Source organism: Pseudomonas phytophila, from assembly GCF_025643095.1.
In the GTDB taxonomy this organism is placed as follows: Bacteria; Pseudomonadota; Gammaproteobacteria; order Pseudomonadales; family Pseudomonadaceae; genus Aquipseudomonas; species Aquipseudomonas quasicaspiana.
Genome location: NZ_CP081201.1, coordinates 1,472,554 through 1,494,870, shown reverse-complemented (window position 1 = coordinate 1,494,870; position 22,317 = coordinate 1,472,554). Strand labels below are relative to the sequence as shown.

Below are 22,317 nucleotides of genomic sequence, written 5' to 3'. Positions count from 1 at the left end.
ACTTCTCCTGAGTGCGTGGCTTTTGTGGAGCCCGGAGTTTACAGGCGCGTTACATGCTGTGAAGTATTGAAACAGCTCTAAACGCAATTTATATGGTCATTGAAAGGTAGCTGAAAGGTTTATGAAAGTTTCGGTGTTTAGCATCGGGATGTTTAGCGACAAAACGCGCCGTTTCAGCGGCCGTAAAGAAAAGCACCATGATGTGCTTTCACAATAAGAACAAGAATGGAGTCGACCATGACACAGCCAATGTCCAGGGCCATCTCGCCCGCCTGCAATTCCTATCCTGACGCTTTCGCCTTGACCGGCCGCTGCACGCATTTCATTGCGGGCGCATTCTCGTTGCCTTTCGATATTCATTCACTGCGATGAAGCCGCTTACTGGCGTGCCCCCTTGTGGCCGTCTGTAAAACCGGATCGAACACCCGTTCCACCCCCAAAAACAAAAATCTGGAGACTGACCATGACTTTATCCTTGCGTCGCTTCGCACTGGCTGCTGGCTGCATGATGCTCGCCACGCAACTGTTCGCGGCCGACGAACCCAAGCGCCCTGAATGTATCGCCCCGGCCTCGCCCGGTGGCGGCTTCGACCTGACCTGCAAACTGGTCCAGAGCGCACTGATCAACGAGAAAATCCTTACCAAACCGATGCGTGTGACCTACATGCCCGGTGGTGTCGGTGCTGTGGCTTATAACGCGGTTGTAGCACAGCGTCCTGCTGATGCGGGCACGTTGGTGGCGTGGTCAAGCGGTTCGCTGTTGAATCTGGCGCAAGGCAAGTTCGGCCGCTTTGATGAGGGCGCTGTGCGCTGGCTGGCCGCAGTGGGAACCAGCTACGGCGCCATCGCAGTGAAGAGCGATTCGCCTTACAAAACCCTCGACGATCTGGTCAAGGCGCTCAAGGCTGACCCAAGCAAAGTCGTGATCGGCTCCGGCGGCACAGTCGGTAGCCAGGACTGGATGCAAACCGCACTGATCGCCAAGGCTGCCGGGATCAACCCGCGCGACTTGCGTTATGTCGCCCTCGAAGGCGGCGGTGAAATCGCTACTGCACTGCTCGGCGGCCACATCCAGGTGGGCAGTACTGACATTTCCGACTCCATGCCGCACATCCTCAGTGGCGACATGCGCCTGCTGGCCGTGTTCTCCGAGAAGCGTCTGGATGAGCCGGAAATGAAGAACATTCCGACCGCCAAAGAGCAAGGCTACGACATCGTCTGGCCCGTGGTTCGCGGCTTCTACCTGGGGCCAAAAGTCACCGACGCAGAGTACGACTGGTGGAAAGCCGCGTTCGACAAACTGCTGGCTTCGGAAGAGTTCGCCAAGCTGCGTGATCAGCGTGAACTGTTCCCCTTCGCCATGACCGGTGCCGAGCTGGACACCTACGTGAAGAAGCAGGTTGCTGACTACAAGACCCTGGCCAAGGAATTCGGCCTGATTCAGTGATCGATTGACTGACTAGTGGTTGCAGCTGCCTGCGCGGCAGCGCAACCCGGGAGCTTTCACCATGGTGATCCAACGTATTTTTGCCGCTGTACTGCTGCTGGTTTGCGCCGGTCTGGCAGTCATGGCCTGGCCCTATCAGGCGCCGTTCTCCTACGAGCCGGTTGGTCCCCGGGCTTTTCCCCTGCTGATGCTGGGGTTGATGAGCCTGGCCTTGCTTTACATGCTGTTCCGCCCGGCCGCCATTGTGCACACCGAAGAAGAGCCCGCGCTGGATCGCGACACCATCGTCAAGATTGTCGCATGCGTGGCCTTGCTGCTGATTTTTGCCGGCACCTTCGAACCACTGGGCTTCATCCTCAGCAGCATTCTGATCGGCATCCCCATGGCACGCCTGTATGGCGGCCGCTGGGTACCCAGCGTGATCGTGGTGATTCTGATGAGCGTCGGTCTTTACCTGCTTTTCGATAAAGCCATGGACGTACCGTTGCCCCTGGGCCTGCTCGACGTTCTGGAGAACTAATAAATGGATACTTTCAGCTATCTGGGCCAGGGCTTCGGCGTTGCACTGACTCCTTACAACCTCATTACCGCACTGTCCGGAACCCTGATCGGCACGGTGGTCGGGCTGCTCCCGGGCCTGGGCCCGATCAACGGTGTTGCGTTGTTGATCCCGATTGCCTTTGCCCTGGGCCTGCCGCCGGAATCGGCGCTGATCCTGTTGGCAGCAGTTTATCTGGGCTGTGAATACGGCGGCCGAATCAGCTCGATCCTGCTGAACATTCCGGGCGAAGCATCGACCGTCATGACTACCCTCGACGGCTACCCAATGGCCCGTCAAGGCCTGGCAGGCGTCGCCCTGTCATTGTCGGCATGGAGCTCATTCATTGGTGCCTTTATCGCCACCTGCGGCATGGTGCTGTTCGCCCCGCTACTGGCGAAATGGGCGATAGCCTTTGGACCTGCGGAATACTTCGTGCTGATGGTGTTTGCCATTGTCTGCCTTGGAGGCATGGCGGGTGACCGGCCCGTCAAAACCTTTATTGCAGCCTTGATCGGTCTGTTCCTGTCGGCCGTCGGGATCGATGCCAACAGCGGCGTATACCGCTTCACCGGTGACAACATCCACCTGACTGACGGTATCCAGTTTGTGGTGTTGGTACTGGGTCTGTTTTCCATCAGCGAAATTCTCTTGCTGCTGGAAAAAACCCACCGTGGTCAGGAAGCGGTAAAAGCCACCGGCCGCATGATGTTCAACCTCAAGGAAGCGGGCTCGGTGTTCGTGGTGAACATTCGCTGCGGCTTGCTGGGTTTCATCATGGGCGTACTGCCGGGTGCCGGTGCAACACTGGCCAGCGCAGTGGCGTACATGACCGAGAAGCGTATTGCCGGTGCCAGTGGCAAGTTCGGCCAAGGCGACATGCGCGGTCTGGCCGCCCCTGAAACGGCTATTGGTGCTTCAGCGTGCGGCGCTCTGGTGCCCATGCTGACACTGGGGGTTCCAGGTTCGGGCACCACAGCGGTGATGATCGGCGCATTGTCGCTGTACAACATCACACCGGGGCCCATGCTGTTCCAACAGCAACCGGACATCGTCTGGGGCCTTATCGCTTCGTTGTTCATCGCCAACATCATGCTGGTGATCCTCAACATTCCGATGATCCGCATCTTCACGCGCATCCTCAATGTGCCAAACTGGGCACTGGTGCCTGTGATTGCAATCATCACCGGGATCGGCGTCTATGCTGTGCATGCCACCACCTTCGACCTGTTCCTGATGGTCGGCATCGGCATCTTCGGTTACATCCTGCGCAAGCTGGATTTCCCGCTGTCGCCAATCCTGCTGGGCTTCATCCTGGGCGGTTTGATGGAGCAGAACCTGCGTCGCGCACTGTCGATTTCCAACGGTGCGATGGAGATTCTGTGGTCCAGCCCGATCACCATGGGCGTCTGGGCGCTGACCATCGTCATGCTGCTGTTCCCGGTTATCCGTATCTGGCGCAAGCGCAATGCCCAACGCAGTGCAGCGACCAGTGTCTGATAGACCTTTCAAAAGCTGGTGGGCAACACCGCTGGTCGGCCTGGCTGGCGGTTACCTCGCCAGCCAGGTCGGCTGGCCTCTTCCCTGGATGGTCGGCTCGCTGTTGGCGATCATCCTCGTTCGGTGCCTGACACCCTGGCAACTGGCCGAAATACCCGGCGGCCGCAAATGCGGCCAATGGATTGTCGGCATTGGTATTGGCTTGCACTTCACCCCGGTGGTGATCGAGCAAGTCCTGGCGCACTTCGGGCTTATTTTTTTCGCGGCACTGATCACCAGTATTTCCAGTGTGGTGGGTGTGTGGCTCATGCTTCGTACCGGAGAAGACCGCGCAACGGCGTTCTTTTCCAGCATGCCCGGTGGCTCGGGGGAAATGGTCAACCTCGGTTCACGCAATGGCGCCATCCTCAGTAGCGTCGCCGCCGGGCAAAGCCTGCGGGTACTGACGGTGGTACTTTGCGTTCCGGCAATCTTCAAATACCTGATGGGTGAAGGCACGCCGATTGTTCACGCTGGAAGCGTCAACTGGCTGTGGCTGGCGGTATTGTTCCCGCTGGGTGCGGCGGTGGCCTGGCTCTGGCAACGGTTGAAGCAGCCCAATCCCTGGTTGTTCGGGCCTTTACTGGTCAGTGCGGCCATCAGCGTCAGCTTCGATCTGCATATTGGCCTGCCGGACGGCAGCAGCCAGACCGGTCAGTGGTTGATCGGCAGCGGGCTAGGTTGCCACTTCAATCGCCAGTTCTTTCGCCGCGCACCGTCATTTATAGCCCGGACACTGCTCGGCACTGCCCTGACCATGTTTATCGCAGCCCTCGCCGCTTTCGCCCTGAGCACCGCGACTCATCTCGACTTGCGCTCGTTGACCCTGGGAATGATGCCTGGCGGCATTGCGGAAATGAGCCTAACAGCCGAAGTCCTGCAGCTATCAGTACCCTTGGTGACTGCGATGCAGGTAATGAGATTGTTGTTTGTACTGTTTTTGGCCGAGCCGATTTTTCGGTATTGGAATCGACGGGCTGGAGATTAGCGTTTTATGCAGGAGCTGCCGAAGGCTGCGAAACGATTTCCATGTCACACCGCCTTCGCAGCCTTCGGCAGCTCCTGCAAAAGATGTGATCTCATCAATCCTGCGGCAATCGCCACTCAATCGGCGCCATACCGTTCTGCTCAAGATACTTGTTCGCCCTGCTGAAATGCCCACACCCCAGAAAGCCTTTATAGGCCGAAAGCGGCGAAGGATGCACCGACGTCAGCACAAGGTGTTTGGTGGCATCGACCAGTTTCTGTTTGCTCTGCGCATGGGCGCCCCACAACATGAACACCAGATGCGGCTGCTGGGCGCTGACCGTCTCGATGACCTTATCGGTGAAATGCTGCCAGCCTTTGCCGGCGTGGGACGCAGCATTGGCGCGCTCTACGGTCAGCGTGGTATTGAGCATCAAGACCCCTTGATCGGCCCAGGATTGCAAGTGGCCGTGGCGAGGGATATCAATGTTCAGGTCACGCTTCAACTCTTTATAGATGTTGACCAGCGAAGGTGGCGCAGGCACGCCCGGCTGGACCGAAAAGCACAAGCCGTGAGCCTGACCGGGGCCGTGATACGGATCCTGACCCAGTATTACCACCTTGACCTTGTCCAGCGGCGTCGAATTCAACGCATTGAAGATCAGCGGCCCGGGCGGATAGATTTCCTTGCCTTCTGCATGTTCCTGGCGCAGGAACTCACGCAACTGGCCCATGTAAGGCTTTTCGAACTCCTCACGCAGTGCCTGCTTCCAGCTGGGGTCAAGTTTGATGCGGTCGTCGCTTGTCATGGTCACACCCTGAAATCAATGCGCGGACACTAGGAAAGCTGGCCGCCAATGTCAAATCAGCTCGTCGCACCCAACCTTTTCCTACACTGAACCTCATGCAACTTAACCCGACGCAGGACTATCACACCTGTGTTGGATACATGCATTGCCCTCGAGAGGTCACGATGAATCTGCAATTTGAAGAATTCCCGGCTCAGGATGGCGCACGCATCGGCATTGCCACTCTGGACGCCGAACAATCGTTGAACGCGCTATCGCTGCCCATGATCCTCGACCTGCAAGAACGGCTCGATGCCTGGGCCAGCGATGAAAAAATCGTCTGCGTTCTGCTGCGCGGCAAGGGCGCGAAGGCGTTCTGTGCCGGTGGCGACGTCCGCTCGCTGGTTGATCAGTGTCGTGAACACCCCGGCGAAGTTCCACCCCTGGCCGCCAACTTCTTCGCCGCCGAGTATCGACTCGACTACAGCCTGCACACTTATCCCAAACCCCTGATCTGCTGGGGCCACGGCTACGTGCTCGGTGGCGGCATGGGTCTGTTGCAAGGCGCAAGCACGCGGATTGTGACGCCGAGCAGTCGGCTGGCCATGCCGGAAATCAGCATAGGGCTGTTTCCGGACGTTGGCGCCAGTTGGTTCCTGTCACGTCTACCCGGCAAGCTCGGCCTGTTTCTGGGACTGACTGGCGCTCACATCAATGCGCATGACGCTCTGGATCTGGATCTGGCTGATCGCTTCATGCTTGATGAGCAACAGGAGGATTTGATCGAAGGCCTGCAGCAATTGAACTGGCAGGAGCAAACCTCAATCCAGCTCAATAGCCTGCTCAAGGCCCTGCAACACGAAGCCCTTGGTCGATTGCCAGAGGCGCAATGGTTGCCACGCCGAGGGCAGATCGACGAATTGCTCGACGTCGGCAACCTGCCCTGCGCGTGGAATGCGATCAGCCACTTGCAGCACAGCGATGACGTACTGCTGGCCCGCGCCGCAAAAAACCTGACCCACGGCTGCCCGCTCACTGCACACCTCGTCTGGGAACAAATCCAGCGCTCCCGCCACATGTCGCTGGCTGAAGTGCTGCAAATGGAATACGCCATCAGCCTCAATTGCTGCCGCCATCCGGAGTTCAGCGAGGGCGTGCGTGCGCGGCTCATCGACAAAGACAACACGCCCCACTGGCATTGGCAGGACGTCGCGACGATTCCGCTGGCGGTAATCGATGCGCACTTCAGCAAGGCGTGGGAAGGACGGCATCCGTTGGCGGATTTGTCGGCATATTGAATTTTTTGCTCGACATCACCGGGCCAAGCTCCGTTTGACCTCTTTTCCGCGTGCGACTAGAATCAGTCGCACGGAATGGAGGCCGGATGTCCAAGCAAGAAAAGCTGCTCGCCAAGCTACTGAACAGGCAATCGGGATTTAGCTGGCCAGAACTGGTCGCGCTGTTGAAAGGTTTCGGCTACAAGCAAATCGAGGGTGATGGCAGCCGCGTCAAATTTGATAACGGCAATGCTCAAGCGATGATAAACCTGCATCGCCCCCATCCAGGCAATGAGATAAAGGCATACGTTAAACGACAGGTTATCGAGCATCTGAAAGCGGGAGGTCTGATTTCATGAGTACGCTGTTACAGCACCGGGGCTATTACGGTTCAATTGAAGCCAGCCCTGAAGATAACTGCCTGTTCGGAAAACTTCAGTTCATACGCGCACTGGTGAACTATGAAGGCGAAACCGTGGCGGAGCTATCTCAATCCTTTCGTAACGCGGTAGATGACTATCTGGATACTTGCTCAACTCTCGGGCAAGACCCGGAATTGCCCTGCAAAGGCTCGTTCAATGTCAGGGTCGGGCATGACCTGCATTTGGCAGCCAGCGTTGCCGCGACCCGCGATAAAATTTCACTTAATGACCTGACACGTAAAGCGCTTCGAGAATATCTGAGTCACCATGCGTGACTATAAAGCTGCAGGTTGATAAACGTGATGAGCCGATAGTCCGAAGGTACATATCAGACAGAAAAACGGCGCCCCAATGGAACGCCGCTTTTGATTCACCTACCGATGCCCGCCTCGACCATCGCCACCGCGACCGCCTCGACCGTCACCTCGTCCACCGCCCCTGCCGGGACCGCCGTGGCCTCTGCCATCACCATGACCATTTCCCCACGAAGGACCGGGTCGGCCTGGATTGCCGCGAAAGTCATTACGCGGCGAATTTCGGTACCCGGAGTTGCCGCGATAACGGTTGTCACCCCAACCGTAGCCGGGCGGACGGCCTGGCTGGTAATACCGTGGTAATGGAGGCGGCGCGTAGTACCGCACCGGCGGAGGTGAGTAATAACGCACCTGTGGCACTGAATAGTAGCGAGGCTGAGGCGCTACATAGATGCGCTGCTCCTGATAGTAATTAGAGCTGTAGCCATTGTCGTAAGAGTAAACACTGGTTCCGTAAGTGGTCGGTAACTCCGTCACCCGGGAGGAATAGTAGCCTGAGTCGGTGTAACAACCTGCGAGACTCAGGGTCAGCAAAACGATGAGCAAGGTTCGTCGATACATGGCGGCCTCCTGGACCGCGGTAGTGCACGCACCAGCGACGCTGGTCGGCGTCTATCAAACTGCAACAGACGAAAATAAGACATTAAAAAGACCCTCCAGTGCCCTGATCCGCCTGTCACCTGACGAGCTGCCGCCCCATCGCGGTGCGCTCGCGCACCATGTCACAGCAAAACGCATCAGCGTAGTAATCATCAGAATCGCTGTCAGCCACGGCGTGCGGGCCTTTCCATGACTTGGCACAACTATCGCTTAACAAACCGTGTGCAGGAGTCAACTCAGGTTCGCGGCACCACAATTTGCAATAGCTGACTAGGGTTCCGGCTCGCCTTTGGCGAGTGGCTGGTCCAAGAGTTGGCGACCTCCAGTAGAGGTTACACGGCGGGATAAAAGCCCGGGAGACAGGACACCAGTGGTGTCGCGTTGCTCCTGATCGCCTTTCTTTCGCTACTGGAGGTAAACATGCAAAAGTCCCGTCTATTAGGTCTGCTCACCGCAGGCCTCATCGCTGCATCGATCCTCTCCCCGGCACACGCCGCCGTTAAAAAAGAATTCAATGTTTGCTGGACGATTTATGCCGGCTGGATGCCTTGGGAATACGCAGGCACTCAAGGCATCGTCGATAAATGGGCGAAAAAGTACGACATCAAAATCGATGTCACCCAGCTCAACGACTACGTCGAATCCATCAACCAATACACCGCTGGCCAGTTCGATGGCTGCACCATGACCAACATGGACGCGCTGACCATCCCGGCTGCGGGCGGCGTAGAAAGCACCGCGCTGGTAGTCAGCGACTTCTCCAACGGCAACGATGGCATTGTGATCAAGGGCACCGGCAAGAAAGTTGCCGACCTCAAAGGCATGGACGTCAACCTGGTAGAGCTTTCCGTTTCCCACTACCTGCTGGCCCGCGCGCTGGACAGCGTCGATCTTGCAGAAAAAGACCTGAAAGTGGTCAACACGTCCGATGCGGATATCTCTGCGGCTTTCAACACTGATGACGTGCAAGCCGTCACCACCTGGAACCCGATGCTGGCCGACATCAAAGCCAAGCCCGGCGTGACTGAAGTGTTCAACTCCAGCCAGATTCCTGGCGAGATCATGGACATGATGGTGGTCAACACCCAGACCCTGAAAGACAACCCGGCACTGGGCAAAGCCCTTACAGGCGCATGGTTTGAAGTGGTCGCACTGATGAACGCGAAAAACGCCCAGAGCAAAGCCGCTCTTGAGCACATGGCCAAAGCTTCCGGCACCGATCTGGCCGGTTTCCAGGCGCAACTGGACACCACCAAACTGTTCGCCACTCCCAAGGAAGCGCTTGAGTTCGCCACCAGCAAACAGCTGCCGGACACCATGCGCAAAGTCGCCAACTTCTCCTTCGAGCATGGCCTGCTCGGTGAAGGCGCCAAAGACTCCAGCGCGGTGGGCATGACCTTCGCCAATGGCGTGACCTCCGGTGACAAGGCCAACCAGAAGCTGCACTTCGATCCGAGTTACGTGCAGATGGCTGCCGACGGCAAGTTGTAATCCGGGTCCCGCTGAAAGGTCATTGCCATGCGCTTGATAAATCGCCGCCCGGATCGCGCCAGCCGCCTGATCCTGGTGCTCCTGCCGTTCGCCTTGCTGCTGTTCGCCTATTTCACGGGCTCGGCAACCCGGCTGACGGAAAACCCCAACGACAAGCTGTTGCCCAGTGCGGTTCAGATGGCCGATGCAGTAAAACGCATGGCCTTCACCGAGGACCAACGCAGCGGCGGCTATCTGCTGTGGCAGGACACCGGTTCCAGTCTGCAACGTCTGGCTATCGGCTTGGGTATCAGCGCCTTGCTGGGCCTGTGCCTGGGCATTGCCTCGGGGATTCTGCCGTTGTTCGGCGCACCGTTGTCGCCCTTACTGACGGTGCTATCGATGGTGCCACCGCTGGCGATTCTGCCGATCCTGTTCATTGTCTTCGGGTTGGGCGAGCTGTCGAAAGTGATGCTGATCGTGATCGGCATCACCCCGATTCTGGCCCGCGACCTTGAGCAGCGCGCCCGGGAAATTCCCGTCGAGTTGCTGATCAAGGCGCAGACGTTGGGCGCATCAACTTGGACGCTGATCCTGCGGGTGATCCTGCCGCAATTGCTGCCACGCCTGCTGATCGCTCTGCGACTGGTGCTGGGCTCGGCCTGGTTGTTCCTGATCGCCGCTGAAGCCATCGCCTCCACCGATGGCCTTGGCTATCGGATCTTTCTGGTTCGGCGTTACCTGGCCATGGACGTGATTCTTCCCTATGTGGTCTGGATCACCCTGCTGGCCTGGCTCATGGATTGGGGTCTCAAGGCGCTGACCCGTAAAGCCTTTCCCTGGTATGAGGGGGCACGCGGATGAGCTTCATTTCAGTCAATAACGTCTGGCAGCAATACGACGACCTGGTGGTGCTGGAAGGCCTGAATCTGAGCGTAGCCGAAGGCGAGTTCTGCACACTGGTGGGCGCTTCGGGCTGCGGCAAGTCGACCTTTCTGCGCCTGTTGCTGGGCCAGGAAGTCGCCAGCAAAGGCAGCATCACCCTGGACGGCAAGGCACTGGCGAGCGAGCCGGATGCCAGTCGCGGCGTGGTGTTCCAGCGCTATTCGGTGTTCCCGCATCTTTCAGTACTGGACAACGTCGCGCTGGGTCTTGAGCTCCCACGCTCGGCATTCCTTGGTCGATTGTTTGGTAAAGCCAAGCGCGAAGCCCGGGAACAGGCTGCGCAACTGCTGCACAAAGTCGGCCTTGGTCACGCGCTGGATAAATACCCCGCGCAGCTTTCCGGCGGCATGCAACAACGGCTGGCCATTGCTCAAGCGCTGATCATGAAACCCAGGGTGCTGCTGCTCGACGAACCGTTCGGCGCGCTCGACCCTGGCATTCGCAAAGACATGCACGCCTTGTTGCTGGAGCTGTGGCGCGAGACCCAACTGACCGTGTTCATGGTCACTCACGACCTGTCCGAAGGCTTCAACCTCGGCACTCGTCTGTTGGTTTTCGACAAAGTGCGCATCGACCCTCACGCACCCGGCGCTTATGGCGCGCGCATCACTTACGACATCCCCCTGAACAGCGACCGCCGCGCCGCACGCGCCGCACGCGCCGCGCTTGATTCGCTGCAACAGGCTTAAAGGACATTGCTCATGACCACAAACACGTTATTCCCGGTCTTTGCCGAAGAACTGCTGCCCGGTGGCGGCCATCGTTCGTTCATCCTCAAGCGCGGTGAGCTGCTGCGCCTGACCGATTTGAATGGCAATGCCAACGTCAGCCTGACGATGCTAAACGCTCACGAAAAAACCGAGCGGTTGAATCTGCCCGACAGCCTCAAGTGCCAACACACCGCCAAGCTCACCAGCGGCCACTGCCTGTATTCGGACATGGGCCGCGTATTGACAGCGATTACGGCTGACACCTGCGGCTGGAGCGACAGCATCGGCGGCGTGCTCTGCGCCGATGAAGTTGCGGAAAAGTACGGCCAGGGCCGCTATCAGGAACTGCGCAATGGCTTCTTCCGCAACGGCGTCGATAACCTGCTGGTCGAGCTGGGCAAGTGGGGCCTGGGGCTGTCCGATCTGCTGATGACACTGAACCTGTTCAGCCGCGTCAGCGTTGACGACGCAGGCAAACTGCACTTCGTGCCGAACAACTCCAAAGCGGGTGACTACATCGAGCTGTACGCACCGATGGACACGCTGGTCGTGCTCACCGCCCTGCAACACCCCATGGACCCGAACCCGGAATACGCGCCACAACCGGTCCAGTTGAGCTGGATGAAAGCCGACGCCAGCGTCGCCGAACACTGCCGTACGTCCCGCCCGGAAAACGAGCGCGGTTTCATCAACACCGACCGCCTGTTCGCCTGAGGAGCATTGTCATGAGTCTGCATTCCAACATCCCGACCACCACTACTCACATCCCGGCAGGCGAGCCGTCGCTGACCGAGCTCAAGGCCGGGCAAACCCTGCGCATCCTCGATCTGGAGGGCAACCAGGCAATCGATACGCTGTTCTTCAGCCTTGCCAACCCTCGTGAGCGCTATGACGTACAGCGCACATTGCGCCGTCAAGGCAGCGTTTATCTGACCACGGGCAGCGTGCTGTATTCCAATCTCGGCAAGCCGATGCTGACCATCGTCGATGACACCTGTGGTCGCCACGACACCCTCGGCGGTGCCTGCGCGCAAGAGAGCAACACCGTGCGTTACGCCCTGGAAAAACGCCACATGCACAGCTGCCGCGACAACTACCTGCGCGCCTGTGCCCACGATGGTCGCCTGGGCAAAGGCGACATCGGGCCAAACATCAACTTCTTCATGAACGTGCCGGTCACCGCTGATGGCGGGCTGACCTTTGAAGACGGCATTTCCGCCCCCGGCAAGTACGTGGAACTGCGCGCAGAAATGGACGTGATCGTGCTGATCTCCAACTGCCCGCAGTTGAATAACCCGTGCAACGGCTACAACCCGACACCGGCTGAATTGCACGTCTGGAATTGATCTCTCCGGCTGCATGTATACCTGTGGGAGCAGAGCTTGCTCGCGATAAGGCTGGACGCGATCCAAAGTGAACCGAGTCTAGCCTTATCGCGAGCAAGCTCTGCTCCCACAAGGAATCTCCATTGCAATCCAGATTTTGCAGCACCTGAACACACCACGACGGACGACCCTCGTGCAGACACATCAATAGCGGGACGGCCCGCTTCCCAGTTTGAGGTCGAGCTGATCGACTTCCGGGGTTCAAGCCATGTTCGACAAACTGCTGATTGCCAACCGCGGCGCCATTGCCTGCCGCATCCTGCGAACCTTGCGTGCACTGCACGTCAAAGGCGTCGCAGTGTATTCCGAAGCGGACGCTGCCAGCCTGCACCTGCTGGAAGCCGACGAAGCCCACAGCCTGGGTGAAGGCGGCGCAGCCGGTACCTATCTGGCGGTGGACAAAATCCTCGCCATCGCCAAAACCAGTGGCGCTAAAGCCATCCATCCCGGTTACGGTTTTCTTTCGGAAAACGCGGCCTTTGCTCAGGCTTGTGAAGACGCAGGGATCGCTTTCGTGGGCCCAACGCCCGAGCAACTGCGGGTCTTCGGCCTCAAGCACACCGCTCGTGCGCTGGCGAAGAAGCACGGTGTACCAATGCTCGAAGGCACCGAGCTACTCGACAGCGTCGAAGCTGCCCTGAGCGCGGCTGAAATCATCGGCTACCCGGTGATGCTGAAAAGCACCGCGGGTGGTGGCGGGATTGGCATGCGCGTCTGCCGCACTGCCGCAGAACTGAGCGAATCCTTCGAAGCCGTTAAACGCCTCGGACAGAATAACTTCAGCGACTCCGGCGTATTCATCGAGAAGTACATCCAGCGCGCCCGGCACCTTGAAGTGCAGGTCTTCGGCGACGGTTGCGGTGAAGTGCTGGCCCTTGGCGTGCGTGACTGTTCCGTACAGCGGCGTAACCAGAAAGTCCTCGAAGAAACCCCTGCGCCAAACTTGCCCGACGGCATGGGTGAAGCGCTGTGCATGGCGGCGATCAAACTTGCCAAAGCCGTTAACTATCGCAGCGCAGGAACTGTGGAGTTTGTTTTCGACAGCGACGATCAGCGCTTCTATTTCCTTGAAGTGAACACCCGCCTGCAAGTCGAGCACGGCGTCACCGAGCAAGTCTGGGGTGTAGATCTGGTCAGCTGGATGGTGCAACTGGCAGCCGGTGACCTACCGCCGTTGTCGGAACTGCAAGCCGCACTCAAGCCCAGCGGCCACGCCATTCAGGCGCGATTGTACGCCGAAGATCCAGGCCGGGATTTTCAGCCCTGCCCTGGCTTACTGACGGCGGTGAACTTCCCGGCTGTGGATGGCAAAAGCTTGCGCATCGATACCTGGGTAGAAGCAGGCTGCGAAATCCCGCCGTTCTTCGATCCGATGATCGCCAAGGTGATCAGTTGGGCCCCCAATCGCCAGTTGGCCAGCGATGGACTGGCCAATGCCTTGAGCGAAACCCGCCTGTATGGCGTGGAGACCAATCGCGATTACCTGCGGCAGATTATCGCCGACGTACCGTTCGCCAGTGGCCAGCCATGGACTCGCTGCCTGGAAGGTCTGGTCTATCAGGCCGATACCTTTGAAGTGCTCAGTGGCGGTACCCAAACCAGCGTGCAGGATTATCCGGGGCGTCTGGGTTACTGGGCGGTAGGCGTACCGCCGTCCGGTCCGATGGACAGCCGTGCTTTGCGTTTGGGCAACGGTTTGTTGGGCAATGCCGAAGGTTGCGCTGCGCTGGAAATCACCATGAGCGGCCCGTTGCTGCGCTTCAATACCGACGCGGTGATCGCGGTGACTGGCGCCGTTATTCCGCTGACGCTGGACGGTCAGCCGCAGCCAATGAACACAGCAGTGTTCGTGCCCGCCGGTTCACAACTGGCGCTGGGCACGATTGCCGGGGCCGGTGCGCGCAGTTATCTGTGTGTACGTGGCGGGCTGGATGTGCCGGATTATCTGGGCAGCAAAAGCACCTTCACCCTCGGCCAGTTTGGTGGGCATGGCGGGCGCGCTTTGCGGGCGGGCGACGTGCTGCATATAGCGCCGCTGATTGATCGCAGCGCCGGGCAGCAGGTCCCTTCAGAGCAACTGGAGGACTTGCCGAGCGTGCGCCATATCCGTGTGATCTATGGCCCGCATGGGGCACCTGAATACTTCACCGAAAATTACATGCAGACGCTCTTCGCCACCCAGTGGGAAGTGCACTTCAACTCCAGCCGCACCGGCGTGCGCCTGATCGGGCCGAAGCCGGAATGGGTCCGGGCCGATGGCGGAGAGGCGGGACTGCATCCATCGAACATTCATGACAACCCGTATGCGATTGGCGCAGTGGATTTCACCGGTGATATGCCGGTGATTCTAGGTCCTGATGGCCCAAGCCTGGGCGGCTTTGTTTGCCCGGTGACGATCATTGAAGCCGACCTTTGGCAACTGGGCCAGCTCAAGGCTGGGGACAAGGTGATGTTTCATGCGGTGAGCCTTGAACAGGCACGCAGATTTATCGGTAGGAGCGAATTCATTCGCGATGAGGCCGTTGCATCCGATGCATCTTCTGCGTCTGGAATGCCCTCATCGCGGGCAAGCGCGCTCCTACAGGGGGACGGCGGCGCAGCGCAGTCCGGTGGGAGCGAATTCATTCGCGATGAGGCCGTTGCATCCGATGCATCTTCTGCGTCTGGAATGCCTTCATCGCGGGCAAGCGCGCTCCTACAGGGGGACGGCGGTGCAGCACATTCCAGTGGGAGCGAATTCATTCGCGATGAGGCCGGTGCATCCGATGCATCTTCTGCGTCTGAACTACCTTCATCGCGGGCAAGCGCGCTCCTACAGGGGGACAGCGGCGCAGCGCAGTCCGGTGGGAGCGAATTCATTCGCGATGAGGCTGGTGCATCCGATGCATCTTCTGCGTCTGAACTACCTTCATCGCGGGCAAGTTCGCTCCTACAGGGGGCCGGCGGTGCAGCGCAGTCCGGTGGGAGCGAATTCATTCGCGAAGCAGGCGACGCGGTGCCTGATCTGACACCTTTGGAAGCGAGCATCGCTCCAGCAGAATTGACGTCACCCATCGTTCTGGATATTGGCGCAGACGACACCCGCCTGGTCGCCCGCCTCTCCGGCGATACCCACCTGTTGCTGGAGATCGGCGCACCTGAGCTGGATCTGGTCTTGCGCTTCCGCGGCCATGCCTTGATGCAGGCGCTGGAAGCCAAGCATCTGCAAGGCGTAATCGACCTGACGCCGGGCATTCGCTCACTGCAAGTGCATTACCAGCCAGAACAACTACCGATGGCGCAACTGCTCGATATCGTCGCTGGCGAATGGGACGCCGTCTGCGCGGCCAAAGACCTGCAAGTCCCTTCGCGCATCGTCCATCTGCCGTTGTCCTGGGATGATCCGGCCTGTCAGCTCGCCATCGAAAAATACATGACTACCGTGCGCAAAGACGCCCCTTGGTGCCCGAGCAATCTGGAGTTCATCAGGCGCATAAACGACCTGCCCAACCTCGATGAAGTACAGCGCTCCGTGTTCGAGGCCAGCTATCTGGTCATGGGCCTGGGCGACGTGTACCTGGGCGCACCGGTTGCCACGCCACTGGATCCGCGCCATCGACTGGTCACCACAAAATACAACCCGGCTCGCACCTGGACCGCCGAAAACTCGGTGGGCATCGGCGGTGCGTACATGTGCGTGTACGGCATGGAAGGCCCCGGTGGTTATCAGTTTGTGGGGCGCACCTTGCAGATGTGGAATCGCTACCGCGAAGTCGCCGCCTTCGACGGCAAACCATGGTTACTGCGCTTCTTCGATCAGATCCGCTTCTACCCGGTCAGCGCTGAAGAACTGCTGCGCATCCGTCGTGATTTCCCGCTGGGCCGTTATGACCTGGAGATCGAACACAGCACGCTGAACCTCGCCGACTATCAGGCATTCCTGAATCGCGAAGCCGAAGGCATCGCCGCATTCCGCAGCCAGCAACAAGCGGCGTTCAACGCTGAACGTGAACGCTGGATCGCCAGCGGTCAGGCCAATTTCGAAAGCGAAGAAGCCGTCTCGCCATTGACCGAAGAGGCACCGCTCAACGCTGGAGAGCACAGCGTCGACAGTCATATCGCCGGTAACCTCTGGCAGGTGCAGGTCGATGTCGGCCAGCGTGTCGAGGCAGGTGAGACATTGGTGATTCTGGAGTCGATGAAGATGGAAATTCCGCTGCTGGCACCGACCTCCGGCGTGGTCCGCGAGGTGCGCGTCCAGCCCGGTTCGGCAGTGCGTGCAGGTCAGCGTGTCGTCGTGCTGCAAGCCGACTGATCCTTTTACTTTTTGATGGAATTCTTCTATGAGCCTTGAAGTAACGTTGCACGACCTGCGCCTTGATTCAGTCCGTGCGGCCTATGAATTCGGCAACCTGACACCCCGTCAATTGATCCTTGCCTTGCGGGAAAAAGCCGCTGCGTTGAACCCCGAATATCACCTGTTCATTCACCTGCTGACTCCGAACGAACTGGAGCCCTACCTCGCCGCACTGGAGGGTCGTGATATCAAGGACCTGCCGCTTTACGGCATCCCTTTCGCGATCAAGGACAACATTGATCTGGCGGGCATTCCCACCACAGCGGCTTGCGTGGCGTATGCATACACCCCGGAACATTCGGCGACGATCGTCGAACAGCTTTTAGCGCTGGGGGCGATCCCCATGGGCAAAACCAATCTGGATCAGTTCGCCACGGGTTTGAACGGCAGCCGCTCGCCCTTTGGCGCCTGCCCGAACAGCGTGCTCAAAGAATATCCCTCGGGCGGCTCCAGCTCGGGTTCGTCACTCGCCGTCGCGCTGGGCGTCAGCAGTTTCTCGCTGGGCACCGACACAGCAGGCTCGGGCCGGGTACCCGCTGCGCTGAACAATCTGGTGGGCATGAAGGCCAGTAAAGGTCTGATCTCCACCGCAGGCGTCGTACCGGCCTGCCGCACGCTGGATTGCGTGACGACTTTCACCGCCACCGCTCGCGAAGCCAGCCAGTTGCTGAGCCTGACCGCCAGACTCGATGCGCGTGACGAATACAGCCGCAGCAACCCGCTGTGGAACGATGCTTCGGCATTCGGTGTGCCACGTCCCTTCCGCTTCGGCGTTCCACGCGCAGAGGATCTGGAGTTCTTCGGTTGCACCCAGGGTCCGCAACTATTTAGCGACGCCGTTGACCACCTGACCGCGCTGGGTGGCCAAGCCGTCACTCTGGACTTGTCACCGTTCCTTGAAGCCGCGCGCCTGCTGTACGAAGGGCCGTGGGTCGCCGAGCGCTACAGCGTTGCGGGCGAACTGTTGGAAAGCAATCCCGACGCCGTTTTGCCAGTGATAAAAGCGGTGCTGGCCAAGGCCCCTGCTGTCAGTGGCGTGGAAACATTCCGCGCCCAATACCGCCTGCAAGCGCTCAAGGCGATCTGCGACAAGGCCATGGAAGATCTGGACTTCGTCGTAACGCCAAGCATTCCCCGTCCGGTGACCAACGCCGAGCTGCAAGCCGAACCGGTATTGCGCAATTCGGACCTGGGCTACTACACCAACTTCGTCAACCTGCTGGACTATGCCGCCATTGCCGTACCGAGCGCGTTCATGAACAACGGACTGCCTTGGGGCGTGACGCTGTTTGGCCGGGTGTTTACTGATCAGTATTTGCTGAGTGTGGCCGACGCTCTGCAACGTCACACCGGATTGCAATTGATTGGCCCCCTGAAAACGCAACTGAACAAACCGGCCACCGTCGCCCGTAATGACATGACCCGCGTGGTGGTGTGCGGCGCGCATCTGGATGGCCTGGCGCTGAACTGGCAACTCAAACAGCGCGGTGCTCGCCTGGTCGAAACCACACACAGTTCGCCGGACTACCAGCTGTATGCACTCGCAGGCGGCCCGCCCTTCCGGCCGGGCATGGTCCGGGTGGACCAAAGTGGAGTCGCCATCGAAGTGGAAGTCTGGGAACTGCCAAGCCGCGAACTGGGCTCATTCCTCACCGGTATTCCGGCGCCACTGGGTTTAGGCAAATTGCAACTGGCTGATGGCCGCTGGGAGTGCGGGTTTATCTGCGAAGCTTATGGGCTGGAGGGCGCAAAAAAAATCAGCCATCTGGGTGGCTGGAGGGCTTATCTGCAGGCTGATAAATAGAGCTAAACAGGCTTGGAACACACCCCCCGGTGGAAGCGAATTAATTCGCGAAAGCGGTGTGTCAGACGCAGATTTTTTGCAGGAAAACCGCATTCGCGAATGAATTCGCTCCCACGAAAAACAGGTGTTTACGCACTGAACGCACCTCCCGCCAGGAGCGAATTTATTCGCGAAGGCAGTGTGTCAGACGCAGATTTTTTTACAGGAAAAACGCCTTCACGAATGAATTCGCTCCCACGAAAAACAGGTGTTTACGCGCTGAACGCACATCCCGGTAGGAGCGAATTTATTCGCGAAAGCGGTGTGTTAGACGCAGATTTTTTTACAGGAAAAACGCATTCGCGAATGAATTCGCTGCCACGAAAAACAGGTGTTTACGCACTGAACGCACATCCCGCCAGGAGCGAATTTATTCGCGAAAGCGGTGTGTCAGACGCAGATTTTTTTACAGGAAAAACGCATTCGCGAATGAATTACAAGTCTTGTGATTAGTCCCATACATAATTAGCCCAATCCCAAAAAACCAGCCGACATAGTGAGCCTTCAACTCACCAAGTCGGCTTTTTTATGAACGATCAAACACCCCACACAGACCCTCATCGCAAGCGTCTGGAAAACCTGAGGCAAAGTCCCGGCTTCAAACTCATCGCCCAATCGACGCTGCTGCTCAAAGCCACCCAGCTGGACATGGATTACCCTCCTACCCTCCGCGCTTACATACGCGAGCAGTTGCGGCACCTGCTGCAACAGACCACCGGCAAAGCCCTGTCCCCCGACAAGCTCAGCATCAACTTTCGCACTGAAACCAATCCCGAGGTCAACAATCAGGGCCGCGCGCGATATTCGCGGCGCATGACGCTCACCGACATCGGCGTGCTGTCCTTTAATGGCGAGATGATGCGCGTACTTCTGCAGCACACCTTCACAGACAAGCCGCTGGATGAATCAACCCCTGCCCTTACCGCACAGGCTGCGCTCAACCTGATCATCAATAGCCGCTGGTTCTTCGACTACTCCGCACTGATGGAAAGTTTCTGGGCCAGGCACCGGGATACTTACCGGGCATTGGCCAAGCTGTCTTTTCTGGACAAACTGGCTCGGCAATACGCTCGTAAGCAGATTACTCGCGAAGGCTATGAGCTCGCCCTGGAGGCCTTGGGTCTGGAGGCGTTTCCGGACTCGGCAGCTTGCCTGGAAATCCCCGCCCGAGGGTCGCGCGCTACTGCGCACCTGCTGTCGATCAACGAACAGGATCTACCCGACGCTTTTCAGATACGGTCCAACAACACATCGCATTGCTTTATCCACATGCCGGGAGGTCGAAATGCGCCAGTGGAGTACATCAGCAATGAGCCAACGCACATGGGTAGAAAGTTCGTTGAAGCCCTGAAGACCCTCCCCGGCTTGCATGACTACTCCGGGCCAGCCAGCCTTTCGGAAATCGACGGAGATATTTTTTCAGCCATTACCGCGGCTCAGGAAACACGCTCTCTGGAGTATATCGAGACGCAGGTCGGCATCAGCGCTCAACCTCATCCCTTCAAAAGCATAGAGCGTAGCCTGAGCCTGCTCGGCGCAGTAGATATATGGCAATCGCACCCCGATGTTCTGCAGCAGATTCCGGTTCCCTTGGCCACTGCCGCCAGAATCATGGCCAAGGCGCTAAGAGAAAAACATCAGTGGGTAGTGAACCCCGATCAGGTGTTCATTCGTTACCTGCGGGGCCACTCCACCACCCCGCTTGGCGACGCCCGGCATCCTGCTATCGACATTCAGGTCCCGGATGAAAAGCCCATCAGCCTGAGCGAAGCACTGGTGGGCAATTACCGCGTCGCATCCCCAGCCGGTTATATCGATAACGGAGGCCGTAACGCGGTCTACCTCGACGTGACCGGAACAGGCAAATGGGACGCTCGCCAAGAGCTGCCCATGGACGTTCAGGCCATTGAAAATGTCATTCGTGAGATCAACTTTCTGAACGTGATGCACCAGGAAATCGATGAGTTCTGGGCGCAGCACAAGGCCGCCATCGAGGCGACCTTGCAAAGTCAGTTCGTGAACCAGGCATTGCGATGCTTCAAGCATGGCACCTTGCAGCGTGAGGGGTTCGATCTGATCATCAAAGCGCTTGAGCAACTGAACATCAGAACCCGGGGCGCGCGGGTTGAATGGACCATACCCGGTGTCTATCTACAGCACTCCCTGTTTGACGGGCCGACCGAACAATACTGCCCGAGCCTTCTGGTACTAAGCCTTCCCGGCAGAGCGCAACGGGTGCTTTATCAGGCGGGCATACTCAAAGCGTTTATAGAATTCGCTAGCGAGGACGAACTTAACCGCTATCTACGCCATGCAGCACACAGCCAGACGTGGCGAGATAGCGTTCGTCATTACGTCCCCGTGCGCCACCATGAGCGGCTCACGTACATCCTGAAAGTCTGGGCAGGAGAGCAGGCACCCAGTGAACCGGTGTCCTTGTTGCGTCCCTGGACTGATGTATTGCTCAATCACGACACACGCAAAGCTCTGGCGCAGGAACTGAAGGAGCAGCGCATCACAGGGTCACCGTTCGCCCACATCGCGGATATGCTCAGGCAGAACGCGCTCTGGAACGCGGATGACACCGTTGTCACCTCCCGGGAAGTATCACTTCGCTACTGGACACGCCTGCTTCAACAGTTGCAGTTTCTGATAGCGCCTATGTCGGTACTGCTGACGCCCGCGTTGATTGCTTCTCTGGCAACCGAACTCGGTATCGCAGCTTTGAATATCGGCTCGGCGAACTTGCCAGGTGCACGTTATGCCGAGAAACAACAGGCATTGCTCAGTGCTCTGTCGCTGGGACTACTACAACTGCCGCCCTCCATGCCTAGACTGACCCATGCTCTGCGTAAGCTGGCGACGCCGGTCAAGCCCGTTTTACGTCCTGCGCTTGCATCAGCATCCAGTACTAAAAGCTTCGGTATCTGGCTTAACCGTTCGATGCCTGACCGGAAAACCCGCTTTGAGCAGTTCTTCCATACGGATGCCGTACTGAAAGTCTGGAATATTCCTGGTCACCCTGCGTTTTCCACGCTGGCGGTCAAAGCCTGGAAGCTGAAACGACAGTTTCTGCTGTGGACCGCCGAAACCCGACAAGCGCGAACACTGGTGGTCAGTAGCCACGGTTATTACATGCCCTGGAGCAAAAATGCAGCCATCCCCAACGGCACGGAGCTGCAAGTCTACGCGCCGCATGGATACGAGCTGGTCGACCCCAGACTCCATCGGGTAGTCAGCAAGCAAGTGAGCCCTTTCGCTCTCCTCGATACGCAGCAGACAGCACCCGCAAGTTCCCTGAGTCAGGCCTATGAGCTGACCGACAAACTGCTGGCAGGCACTGCCCGGCCGGGAATGATAAAGAACTACACCCTGTCAAAATTCCAGAGCCCTTACGGCGAAAGCTATCAGGACATTAGCCATGTCGTGCGCAACTCCAATCAGTCGCCGTTCAGAAATACGCTGTCAGCCCCCACTCCCATGGACGTACTGACGGTCAGAAACCGCTTCGGCATGACACCCCCTGCTCTGGAGCAAATGTTCAACGCACTGTCTGAAGCCGGCATTCATTACGACAGGATTCTGCTGCTGCATTGTCGCTGCTCAGCGCTCAAGTCATTGCTTCGCATCGCCCCTGTGTACAGAGTCCCATGAGTGGGGAATTACAGATTTTCGGTAAGCATGAGTTCAACATCGCCGAAAACATTCAACTTCGCCATAGCGTAAAGAATACCGGC

Annotated in this window: 19 protein-coding genes and 1 riboswitch; of the genes, 17 read left to right on the top strand and 2 right to left on the bottom strand. The window is 58.3% G+C overall.

What is annotated here, in order from left to right; all coding sequences use genetic code 11:
- Positions 1 to 457: 457 nt before the first annotated feature.
- From K3169_RS06590 to K3169_RS06575, 4 genes are all read left to right on the top strand, one after another.
- Positions 458 to 1,447 carry a Bug family tripartite tricarboxylate transporter substrate binding protein gene (locus K3169_RS06590; protein ID WP_164581656.1) on the top strand — a complete coding sequence of 330 codons (990 nt, stop codon included), beginning with the start codon at positions 458 to 460 and terminating at the stop codon, positions 1,445 to 1,447.
- Positions 1,448 to 1,508: 61 nt separating this feature from the next.
- Positions 1,509 to 1,967 carry a tripartite tricarboxylate transporter TctB family protein gene (locus K3169_RS06585; protein WP_027899763.1) on the top strand — a complete coding sequence of 153 codons (459 nt, stop codon included), beginning with the start codon at positions 1,509 to 1,511 and terminating at the stop codon, positions 1,965 to 1,967.
- A 3-nt stretch (positions 1,968 to 1,970) separates the two neighbouring features.
- Positions 1,971 to 3,485, top strand: coding sequence for a tripartite tricarboxylate transporter permease (locus tag K3169_RS06580; protein ID WP_027899762.1), 1,515 nt, complete (start codon positions 1,971 to 1,973; stop codon positions 3,483 to 3,485).
- Complete coding sequence (locus K3169_RS06575; RefSeq protein WP_263270696.1) at positions 3,478 to 4,512, top strand: AbrB family transcriptional regulator; 1,035 nt, start codon at positions 3,478 to 3,480, stop codon at positions 4,510 to 4,512. Before K3169_RS06580 ends, K3169_RS06575 begins: the two co-directional genes overlap by 8 nt.
- A gap of 94 nt (positions 4,513 to 4,606) precedes the next feature.
- Here the strand turns inward: K3169_RS06575 and ung are convergent, their stop codons facing one another.
- Positions 4,607 to 5,299, bottom strand: a complete 693-nt coding sequence (gene ung, locus K3169_RS06570; protein ID WP_263270694.1) for a uracil-DNA glycosylase — start codon at positions 5,297 to 5,299, stop codon at positions 4,607 to 4,609.
- Between the two features lie 164 nt (positions 5,300 to 5,463).
- Here ung and K3169_RS06565 point away from each other — a divergent pair, with 164 nt between their 5' ends.
- From K3169_RS06565 to K3169_RS06555, 3 genes are all read left to right on the top strand, one after another.
- A complete protein-coding gene (locus tag K3169_RS06565) occupies positions 5,464 to 6,576 on the top strand; it encodes an enoyl-CoA hydratase/isomerase family protein (RefSeq protein WP_263270692.1) in 1,113 nt (370 codons plus the stop codon).
- 86 nt (positions 6,577 to 6,662) lie between these two features.
- Positions 6,663 to 6,914 carry a type II toxin-antitoxin system HicA family toxin gene (locus tag K3169_RS06560; RefSeq protein ID WP_099268543.1) on the top strand — a complete coding sequence of 84 codons (252 nt, stop codon included), beginning with the start codon at positions 6,663 to 6,665 and terminating at the stop codon, positions 6,912 to 6,914.
- Positions 6,911 to 7,252: a type II toxin-antitoxin system HicB family antitoxin gene (locus K3169_RS06555; protein ID WP_122398368.1), complete on the top strand. Its 342-nt coding sequence runs from the start codon at positions 6,911 to 6,913 to the stop codon at positions 7,250 to 7,252. Before K3169_RS06560 ends, K3169_RS06555 begins: the two co-directional genes overlap by 4 nt.
- A gap of 99 nt (positions 7,253 to 7,351) precedes the next feature.
- On the opposite strand, the gene K3169_RS06550 is transcribed toward K3169_RS06555, so the two are convergent.
- A complete protein-coding gene (locus tag K3169_RS06550; RefSeq protein WP_231677808.1) occupies positions 7,352 to 7,852 on the bottom strand; it encodes a hypothetical protein in 501 nt (166 codons plus the stop codon).
- On the opposite strand from K3169_RS06550, the gene K3169_RS06545 reads away from it, so the two are divergent.
- From K3169_RS06545 to K3169_RS06500, 10 genes are all read left to right on the top strand, one after another.
- Entirely contained in the window at positions 7,830 to 8,084 is a 255-nt protein-coding gene (locus K3169_RS06545) for a hypothetical protein (RefSeq protein ID WP_263270689.1), read from the top strand. The genes K3169_RS06550 and K3169_RS06545 overlap by 23 nt on opposite strands.
- Positions 8,085 to 8,150: 66 nt before the next feature.
- Positions 8,151 to 8,252: riboswitch (guanidine-I (ykkC/yxkD leader) on the top strand.
- A gap of 59 nt (positions 8,253 to 8,311) precedes the next feature.
- The gene (locus K3169_RS06540; protein ID WP_122708026.1) at positions 8,312 to 9,382 is read left to right on the top strand and encodes a putative urea ABC transporter substrate-binding protein; all 1,071 of its coding nucleotides are present in this window, start codon (positions 8,312 to 8,314) and stop codon (positions 9,380 to 9,382) included.
- A 27-nt stretch (positions 9,383 to 9,409) separates the two neighbouring features.
- Positions 9,410 to 10,225 (top strand): ABC transporter permease, encoded by an 816-nt coding sequence (locus K3169_RS06535; protein ID WP_027899755.1) that lies wholly within the window; start codon positions 9,410 to 9,412, stop codon positions 10,223 to 10,225.
- Positions 10,222 to 10,995, top strand: coding sequence for an ABC transporter ATP-binding protein (locus K3169_RS06530; protein WP_263270686.1), 774 nt, complete (start codon positions 10,222 to 10,224; stop codon positions 10,993 to 10,995). Before K3169_RS06535 ends, K3169_RS06530 begins: the two co-directional genes overlap by 4 nt.
- 12 nt (positions 10,996 to 11,007) lie before the next feature.
- Positions 11,008 to 11,730: an urea amidolyase associated protein UAAP1 gene (locus K3169_RS06525; protein ID WP_122398366.1), complete on the top strand. Its 723-nt coding sequence runs from the start codon at positions 11,008 to 11,010 to the stop codon at positions 11,728 to 11,730.
- 11 nt (positions 11,731 to 11,741) lie between these two features.
- Entirely contained in the window at positions 11,742 to 12,362 is a 621-nt protein-coding gene (locus K3169_RS06520; RefSeq protein WP_027899752.1) for an urea amidolyase associated protein UAAP2, read from the top strand.
- 247 nt (positions 12,363 to 12,609) lie between these two features.
- Positions 12,610 to 16,695: a 5-oxoprolinase/urea amidolyase family protein gene (locus K3169_RS06515; protein ID WP_263270683.1), complete on the top strand. Its 4,086-nt coding sequence runs from the start codon at positions 12,610 to 12,612 to the stop codon at positions 16,693 to 16,695.
- A 28-nt stretch (positions 16,696 to 16,723) separates the two neighbouring features.
- Entirely contained in the window at positions 16,724 to 18,541 is a 1,818-nt protein-coding gene (gene atzF, locus K3169_RS06510) for an allophanate hydrolase (RefSeq protein ID WP_263270680.1), read from the top strand.
- Between the two features lie 99 nt (positions 18,542 to 18,640).
- Positions 18,641 to 19,033 carry a hypothetical protein gene (locus K3169_RS06505; RefSeq protein WP_263270678.1) on the top strand — a complete coding sequence of 131 codons (393 nt, stop codon included), beginning with the start codon at positions 18,641 to 18,643 and terminating at the stop codon, positions 19,031 to 19,033.
- A gap of 75 nt (positions 19,034 to 19,108) precedes the next feature.
- The gene (locus K3169_RS06500) at positions 19,109 to 22,234 is read left to right on the top strand and encodes a dermonecrotic toxin domain-containing protein (protein ID WP_263270677.1); all 3,126 of its coding nucleotides are present in this window, start codon (positions 19,109 to 19,111) and stop codon (positions 22,232 to 22,234) included.
- The last annotated feature ends 83 nt before the right edge of the window (positions 22,235 to 22,317 follow it).